This window comes from Variovorax sp. YR752, from assembly GCF_943372545.1.
In genome coordinates this window covers 1-6,897 of record NZ_CALRZC010000327.1, presented here as the reverse complement: position 1 = coordinate 6,897, position 6,897 = coordinate 1, and the positions used below count along the sequence as shown (strand labels likewise).

Sequence of the window (6,897 nt, the reverse complement as noted above, 5' to 3'; positions counted from 1 at the left end):
CCGCGGCGATGGCCAGCGCCGCCGACAGCGCGAGGGCCAGCGGGAGAATGCTCATGGCTCCACCTTCGCTGCCGCCGCCCCGGCGCGCGCCGCGGCGGCCTCACGCAGCGCCTTCAGCTTGGCACGCGGGTCTTCCTTCTGCTGCACCTCGTGCAGCTTCATCTCGGCGATGAAGCGGCTGGGCACGCCCGCCACCGTGTCACGGCCGCGCTTGCGCCGGCGCAACGTGCTCACCGCCAGCGTCGTGCGCGCCCGGGTGATGCCGACGTACATCAGCCGGCGTTCCTCCTCCAGCCGCTGCGGGGTCATCTCGTCGTCTTCGCTGCGAAACGGCAGCAGGCCCTCGTTGACGCCTGCCAGCACGACATGCGGCCACTCCAGGCCCTTGGCGGCATGCAAGGTCGACAGCGTCACCACGTCCTGCTCGTCGCCGCGTTCGGCCAGGCTGATGATCACCGAGATGGTCTGTGCCACCTCGAGCACACTCTTCTTCTCCGTCTCGACGGATACGCCGCCGTCGTTCTCGATCTCGCCGCCACAGCGCTTGGCGATCCAGTCGACGAAATCCATCACGTTGGACCAGCGCGCCGCGGCGAGCTTCTCGCTGTCCTCGCCCTCGTAGAGGTGCTTCTCGTAGGCGATGTCCTTCAGCCATCCGAGCAGCAGCGCCTTGGCATCCTCGGCGCCGACAGTGTGGCGGGCGCGGTACTCGAGGTCGTTCACATAGCGGCCGAATTCGTGCAGCGAGCCGACCGCACGTGCATTCAGCATCGTGCCCAGGCTCTCGGCGAACAGCGCCTCGTACAGGCTGGTCTTCCACTTGGCCGCGAACTCGCCGAGGCTGGCCAGCGTCTGGTTGCCGATGCCGCGCTTGGGCGTGCTGACGGCGCGCAGAAAGGCCGGGTCGTCGTCGTTGTTGACGAGCAGGCGCAGCCAGCCGCACAGATCCTTGATCTCGGCGCGGTCGAAGAAGCTCTGCCCGCCCGACACCTTGTACGGAATGTTCGCGCGGCGCAGCGCCTTCTCGAACACGCGGGCCTGGTGGTTGGCGCGGTAGAGCACCGCGAAGTCCTTGAAGGCGACCTGCCCACCCTGGCCGCGCTGGGCCTGGATGAAAGCCACCGCCCGCTCGGCCTCGTGCTCCTCGCCGTCGCACTCGACCACACGCACCGGCTCGCCGTCGCCGAAGGCGCTCCACAGCTTCTTCTCGAACAGCTTCGGGTTGTGGCCGATCACCGCGTTGGCGGCGCGCAGGATGTGGCCGGTGGAGCGGTAGTTCTGCTCCAGCGGGATGACCTTGAGGTTCGGGTACTCGGCCGGCAGGCGCCGCAGGTTATCGATCGTCGCGCCGCGCCAGCCATAGATGCTCTGGTCGTCGTCGCCCACCGCGGTGAACATGGCGCGGTCGCCGGCGATCAGCTTGAGCATCTCGTACTGCGTGGCGTTGGTGTCCTGGTACTCGTCGACCAGCAGGTAGCGCAGCGTGTCCTGCCACTTGGCGCGCACCTCGGCGTCGCGCCGCAGCAGCGCCACCGGCAGGCCGATCAGGTCGTCGAAGTCGACCGCCTGGAAAGCCGCGAGGCGCTCCTCGTAGCGCTGCATCACGCGCTGCGCGATGCGTTCGTCGTCATCGGCCGGCTCGACCTGCGCGCTCGTCAGCCCCTGGTTCTTCCACAGGCTGATCGCCCATTGCCAGCGTCGCGCGAGCGCGTTGTCGTTGCTGCCGCCGGCGTCCTTCAGGATGGACAGCACGTCGTCGCTGTCCATGATGCTGAACTGCTCCTTCAGGCCGATCCGTGCGCCGTCCTGCCGAAGCATGCGCACGCCCAGCGAATGAAAGGTGCTGACCACCAGCGGCTTGGCGGCACGCGCGCCGATGAGCGCCTTGACGCGCTCGCGCATCTCGGCCGCGGCCTTGTTGGTGAAGGTGATCGCGGCGATCTGTCCCGGCGCGTAGCCGGCCTGCAGCAACCTGGCGATCTTGTGCGTGATGACGCGCGTCTTGCCGGAGCCCGCACCGGCCAGCACGAGGCAGGGCCCGCCGAGGTGGTGAACCGCGTCGAGCTGGGCCGGATTGAGCGAAGCGACGGGTTCGGACACGGAGAAGGCAGGCGGCGAGATCGACTTGGAGCGAGCCATCATAGCGGCGCGGCGTGGCCACACCGCACTGGGCAAATGTCACGCCGGCGTCGCCTGCGGCATGAACTCGATCACGAAGCTGGTGACGTTTTCAGTGACTGCGGCGAATGCATTGCGCCAGGGCATGGCGCGGCGCGCGCCGATCGGGACACTCCCGTCTTCGAACCCCAGCCCCAAGCCGGCGCGCCGCCCCACGAAGGCGGATGGCGCGGACCACAACGATGTACAACGCCATGCCCTCGCCCTCAGACACCCGCTGGAAGCGGGCCCTCGACAGCGTTCTTCGCTTCACGCGCCTGGAGCGATCCGGCCCCCCTGACGATGCGGGCGAGGTCGAGTTCCTGCGGCAGCTGTGCCGCAGCCTGGTCAAGGACCTGCCGACCGAGCCGCGCTGCGCGCTCGACCTGCGCATCCTGCGGGCACGCGACCGCAGCGACCTGTGGAACCTGCGTTCGCACCTGTTCGGCGCCGTCTCGCTGCAGTTCGGCGAACACGCCGCCCGCGAGCGGCTGCAGCGGCTCGACGCGCACTGGCATTGAGGGCTCGCTGAGCCTGTCGGCGGCGCTCGCCGCGCTGCGATACTGACGGCCATGCAGGCGATCCTGGCCGTCACCTTCCCCTTCTTCGCACTCGTCCTGCTCGGCTACGTGGCCGTGCAGCGCGGCTACCTGCCGGAGTCGGCCATCCCGGGGCTGAACGGCTTCGTGCTGTTCTTCGCGCTGCCCTGCATGCTGTTCCGCTTCGGAGCGAGCATGCCCTTCGCGCAGTTGATCGACCCGGTGCTGATTGCCATCTGGGGCGGCAGCGCGCTGCTGATGGTGGTGTTCGTCATCGCATTGACCTTGCGTCGCACGCCCGACGGCGCTGGCGTGTCGATGAAGGATGCTGCCTTCGGCGCCCTGGTCGCCGCCTTTCCGAACTCCGGCTTCATGGGCTTCCCGCTGCTGATCGGCCTGCTCGGCGAGAAGAGCGCCGGCCCGCTGATCGGCTGCATCCTGATCGACATCGTCTTCACCAGCTCCCTGTGCCTGGCGCTCGCGCAGCTGCGACCGGCCAGCGAGACCGCAAGCCAGCACGGCGTGCTCGCGCCCTTCGGCCGCGCGCTGCGCGGCGCGCTGACCAACCCGCTGCCCTGGGCGATCGCGCTCGGCGCGCTCGTGGCCGCGCTGGGCGTGCCGCAGCCGGGGCCGTTCAAGGAGATCGTGCGCATGCTCGGCGAGTCGGCCACACCGGTGGCGCTGTTCACCATCGGCGCAGTGCTGTGGCGCGCGCAGCAGCATGTGCACACGCGCACGCCCGTGCGCGACTACCTGCCGGTGGCGCTCGTCAAGCTGTTCGTGCATCCGCTGCTGGTGCTCAGCGGCGGCGTGATCGCCAATGCGGCGGGCGCCGATGTCTCGCAGTTCGCGCTGCTGGTGCTGGTGCTCAACGCCGCGCTGCCGAGCGCCAGCAACGTGGCCATCCTCGGCGAGCGCTATGGCGCCGACAACGGGCGGCTGACACGCATCATCATGGTCAGCACGGCGCTGGCCTTCGTCAGCTTTTCTGCGATCGCCTGGGTGTTCGGCGTACGCAAGGACTGACACGCGCAAAAGAAGAAACCCGCCGGGCGTTGCCGCCGGGCGGGTTCTTCCTGTCGCTGGATCCGCCTACTTGCGGCGCAGCTTCTGGATCGCGGCGAGCTGAGCAGCCATGGTGGCGAACTCGCTCTGCGCGGCGGCGAAGTCGATGTCGCTCTTGGCGTTCTTCATCGCCTCTTCGGCCAGCTTCTTCGCCTCCGTGGCCTTGGCCTCGTCGAGGTCATGGCCGCGGATCGCGGTGTCAGCCAGCACGGTGACCGTGCCCGGTTGCACCTCGAGGATGCCGCCGGCGACGAAGACGAACTCTTCCTCGCCGTTGTCGGCCCGCTCGATGCGCACCGCGCCGGGCTTGATGCGGGTGATCAGCGGCGTGTGGCGCGGCAGGATGCCGAGCTCGCCGCCTTCGCCCGGCAACGCGACGAACTTGGCCTCGCCGGAGAAGATGCTCTCTTCCGCGGAGACGACGTCGACGTGGATGGTCGCTGCCATGACGGCTCCTTAGTTGATCTTCTTGGCCTTCTCGAAGGCCTCGTCGATCGTGCCGACCATGTAGAAGGCCTGCTCGGGCAGTGCGTCGCACTCGCCGTTGACGATCATCTTGAAGCCGCGGATGGTTTCCTTCAGCGGCACGTACTTGCCCGGCGAGCCGGTGAAGACTTCGGCCACGTGGAAGGGCTGCGACAGGAAACGCTGGATCTTGCGCGCGCGCGCCACGGCCAGCTTGTCTTCCGGCGACAGTTCGTCCATGCCCAGGATGGCGATGATGTCGCGCAGTTCCTTGTAGCGCTGCAGCGTGGCCTGCACGGCGCGGGTGGTCGAGTAGTGCTCTTCACCGACGACGTTCGGGTCGACCTGGCGGCTGTTCGAGTCCAGCGGGTCGACCGCGGGGTAGATGCCCAGCGAAGCGATGTCGCGCGACAGCACCACGGTCGCGTCCAGGTGGGCGAAGGTGGTCGCCGGCGACGGGTCGGTCAGGTCGTCCGCAGGGACGTACACGGCCTGGATCGAGGTGATCGAGCCGACCTTGGTCGACGTGATCCGCTCCTGCAGGCGGCCCATTTCCTCGGCCAGCGTCGGCTGGTAGCCCACGGCGGAAGGCATGCGGCCCAGCAGCGCGGACACTTCGGTACCGGCCAGCGTGTAGCGGTAGATGTTGTCGACGAAGAAGAGAACGTCCTTGCCTTCGTCGCGGAACGACTCGGCGATGGTCAGGCCGGTCAGCGCGACGCGCAGGCGGTTGCCCGGCGGCTCGTTCATCTGGCCGTAGACCATCGACACCTTCGACTCAGGCAGGTTCTCCAGGTTCACGACGCCCGAATCGGCCATCTCGTGATAGAAGTCGTTGCCCTCGCGGGTGCGCTCACCGACGCCGGCGAACACGGACAGACCCGAGTGCGCCTTGGCGATGTTGTTGATCAGCTCCATCATGTTGACGGTCTTGCCGACGCCGGCGCCGCCGAACAGGCCGACCTTGCCGCCCTTGGCGAACGGGCAGATCAGGTCGATCACCTTGATGCCGGTCTCGAGCAGTTCCTGCGAGGGGCTCAGCTCGTCGTAGCTCGGTGCCTTGCGGTGGATCGAGGCGGACAGTTCACTGCTGACCGGGCCGCGCTCGTCGATCGGCGTCCCGAGCACGTCCATGATGCGGCCGAGCGTCGCCTTGCCGACCGGCACGGTGATCGCGGCGCCGGTGTTGGACACCATCAGGCCGCGGCGCAGGCCGTCGGACGAACCCAGCGCGATGGTGCGCACGATGCCGTCGCCGAGCTGCTGCTGGACTTCGAGCGTGAGTGCCGAGCCTTCGAGCTTGAGCGCGTCATAGATGCGCGGCATCTTGTCGCGCGGGAACTCGACGTCGACCACGGCGCCGATGCACTGAACGATCTTGCCCTGTGCTTGAGTGTTGGCCATTTTTGGGATCCTTCAAACAGTATTCGTGAGGGGCGGGCTTCAGCCGCTGATGGCGGCGGCGCCGCTGACGATTTCCGAGAGCTCTTTGGTGATCGCGGCCTGGCGCGTCTTGTTGTAGACGAGCTTGAGCTCACCGATCAGCGTGCCGGCGTTGTCGGTCGCGGCCTTCATGGCCACCATGCGGGCCGATTGCTCGGACGCCATGTTCTCGGCCACGCCCTGGTAGACCAGCGCCTCGATATAACGCGTCAGCAGTTCGTCGATGACGGTCGGCGCGTCCGGCTCGTAGATGTAGTCCCAGCCGTACTGCGCCTTCTCGGCCGCGGTCTGCTCCAGGCGTGCGGCCGACAGCGGCAGCAGCTGCTCGATCGTCGACTCCTGCTTCATCGTGTTGATGAAACGCGTGTAGCAGAGGTAGACGGCATCGAGCCGGCCTTCGGCGAAGGCATCGAGCATCACCTTGACGGGGCCGATCAGCTTCTCGAGCTGCGGCGCGTCGCCGAGCTGCGTCGCATGGCTGACCACGGTGGCGCCGATGCGGTTGAGAAAGCTGAAGCCCTTGTTGCCGATCGCCACCGCCTCGACGCTGGCGCCGGCCGCCTGCACGTCCTTCATCTTGCTGGTGACGGCACGCAGGATGTTGGTGTTCAGGCCGCCGCACAGACCCTTGTCGGTGCTGACGACGATGAAGCCGACCTTCTTGGGCGTCTCGGCCGCGCGCATGTAGGGCGAGCGGTACTCCGGGTTCGCCTGCGACAGGTGAGCGGTGATGTTGCGGATCTTGTCCGCGTAAGGCCGGGCCGCACGCATGCGTTCCTGCGCCTTGCGCATCTTCGAGGCGGCGACCATCTCCATGGCCTTGGTGATCTTCTTGGTGTTCTCCACCGATTTGATCTTGCCGCGTATTTCCTTGCCGACTGCCATGGCAGCTGCTCCTGGTCGTCAGTTCGGACTCAAGCGAAGGACTTCTTGAACGCCGCGATCGCGTTGTTCAGTTCGGCTTCGGCATCCTTGTCCATGGCCTTGTCCTTCTCGAGCTTGGCGAGCAGGCCGGCGTGGCTGGACTTCAGGTGCTGGTGCAGGCCGTGCTCGAAGGGCAGCACCTTCTTGACGTCGATGTCGTCGAGGTAGCCCTTGTTGACGGCGTACAGCGTGGCGCCCATCAGGCTGATCGGCAGCGGGCTGTACTGCGGCTGCTTGAGCAGTTCGGTCACACGCGCGCCGCGGTCGAGCTGCTTGCGGGTGGCGGCGTCGAGGTCGGAGGCGA

The 6,897-nt window shown here is 67.4% G+C and carries 6 protein-coding genes and 1 pseudogene; 2 read left to right on the top strand and 5 right to left on the bottom strand.

Features of this window, described 5'->3' with window-relative positions; translation table 11 throughout:
- Positions 1 to 51: 51 nt before the first annotated feature.
- Positions 52 to 2,100: a UvrD-helicase domain-containing protein gene (locus AAG801_RS38980; RefSeq protein WP_341893247.1), complete on the bottom strand. Its 2,049-nt coding sequence runs from the start codon at positions 2,098 to 2,100 to the stop codon at positions 52 to 54.
- 272 nt (positions 2,101 to 2,372) lie between these two features.
- Here AAG801_RS38980 and AAG801_RS38975 point away from each other — a divergent pair, with 272 nt between their 5' ends.
- Together AAG801_RS38975 and AAG801_RS38970 are read left to right on the top strand one after the other, a co-directional pair.
- Positions 2,373 to 2,678, top strand: coding sequence for a hypothetical protein (locus AAG801_RS38975; RefSeq protein WP_341893246.1), 306 nt, complete (start codon positions 2,373 to 2,375; stop codon positions 2,676 to 2,678).
- A 51-nt stretch (positions 2,679 to 2,729) separates the two neighbouring features.
- Positions 2,730 to 3,722, top strand: coding sequence for an AEC family transporter (locus AAG801_RS38970; RefSeq protein WP_341893245.1), 993 nt, complete (start codon positions 2,730 to 2,732; stop codon positions 3,720 to 3,722).
- Between the two features lie 66 nt (positions 3,723 to 3,788).
- Here AAG801_RS38970 and AAG801_RS38965 read toward each other — a convergent pair whose 3' ends face one another.
- From AAG801_RS38965 to AAG801_RS38950, 4 genes and pseudogenes are all read right to left on the bottom strand, one after another.
- Positions 3,789 to 4,208: a F0F1 ATP synthase subunit epsilon gene (locus tag AAG801_RS38965; protein ID WP_341893244.1), complete on the bottom strand. Its 420-nt coding sequence runs from the start codon at positions 4,206 to 4,208 to the stop codon at positions 3,789 to 3,791.
- Between the two features lie 9 nt (positions 4,209 to 4,217).
- On the bottom strand, positions 4,218 to 5,630 hold the full coding sequence (gene atpD, locus AAG801_RS38960; RefSeq protein WP_341893243.1) for a F0F1 ATP synthase subunit beta: 1,413 nt from the start codon (positions 5,628 to 5,630) through the stop codon (positions 4,218 to 4,220).
- A gap of 39 nt (positions 5,631 to 5,669) precedes the next feature.
- Positions 5,670 to 6,554, bottom strand: coding sequence for a F0F1 ATP synthase subunit gamma (gene atpG / locus AAG801_RS38955; protein WP_341893242.1), 885 nt, complete (start codon positions 6,552 to 6,554; stop codon positions 5,670 to 5,672).
- 29 nt (positions 6,555 to 6,583) lie between these two features.
- Positions 6,584 to 6,897 (bottom strand): annotated as a pseudogene (locus tag AAG801_RS38950) (F0F1 ATP synthase subunit alpha); the annotation flags it as partial.

Coding starts and splice junctions, on each gene's coding strand:
- AAG801_RS38965 (WP_341893244.1), bottom strand. CDS start 4,208: ATGGCAGCGACCATCCACGTCGACGTCGTCTCCGCGGAAGAGAGCATC.
- AAG801_RS38970 (WP_341893245.1), top strand. CDS start 2,730: ATGCAGGCGATCCTGGCCGTCACCTTCCCCTTCTTCGCACTCGTCCTG.
- atpG (WP_341893242.1), bottom strand. CDS start 6,554: ATGGCAGTCGGCAAGGAAATACGCGGCAAGATCAAATCGGTGGAGAAC.
- AAG801_RS38975 (WP_341893246.1), top strand. CDS start 2,373: ATGCCCTCGCCCTCAGACACCCGCTGGAAGCGGGCCCTCGACAGCGTT.
- atpD (WP_341893243.1), bottom strand. CDS start 5,630: ATGGCCAACACTCAAGCACAGGGCAAGATCGTTCAGTGCATCGGCGCC.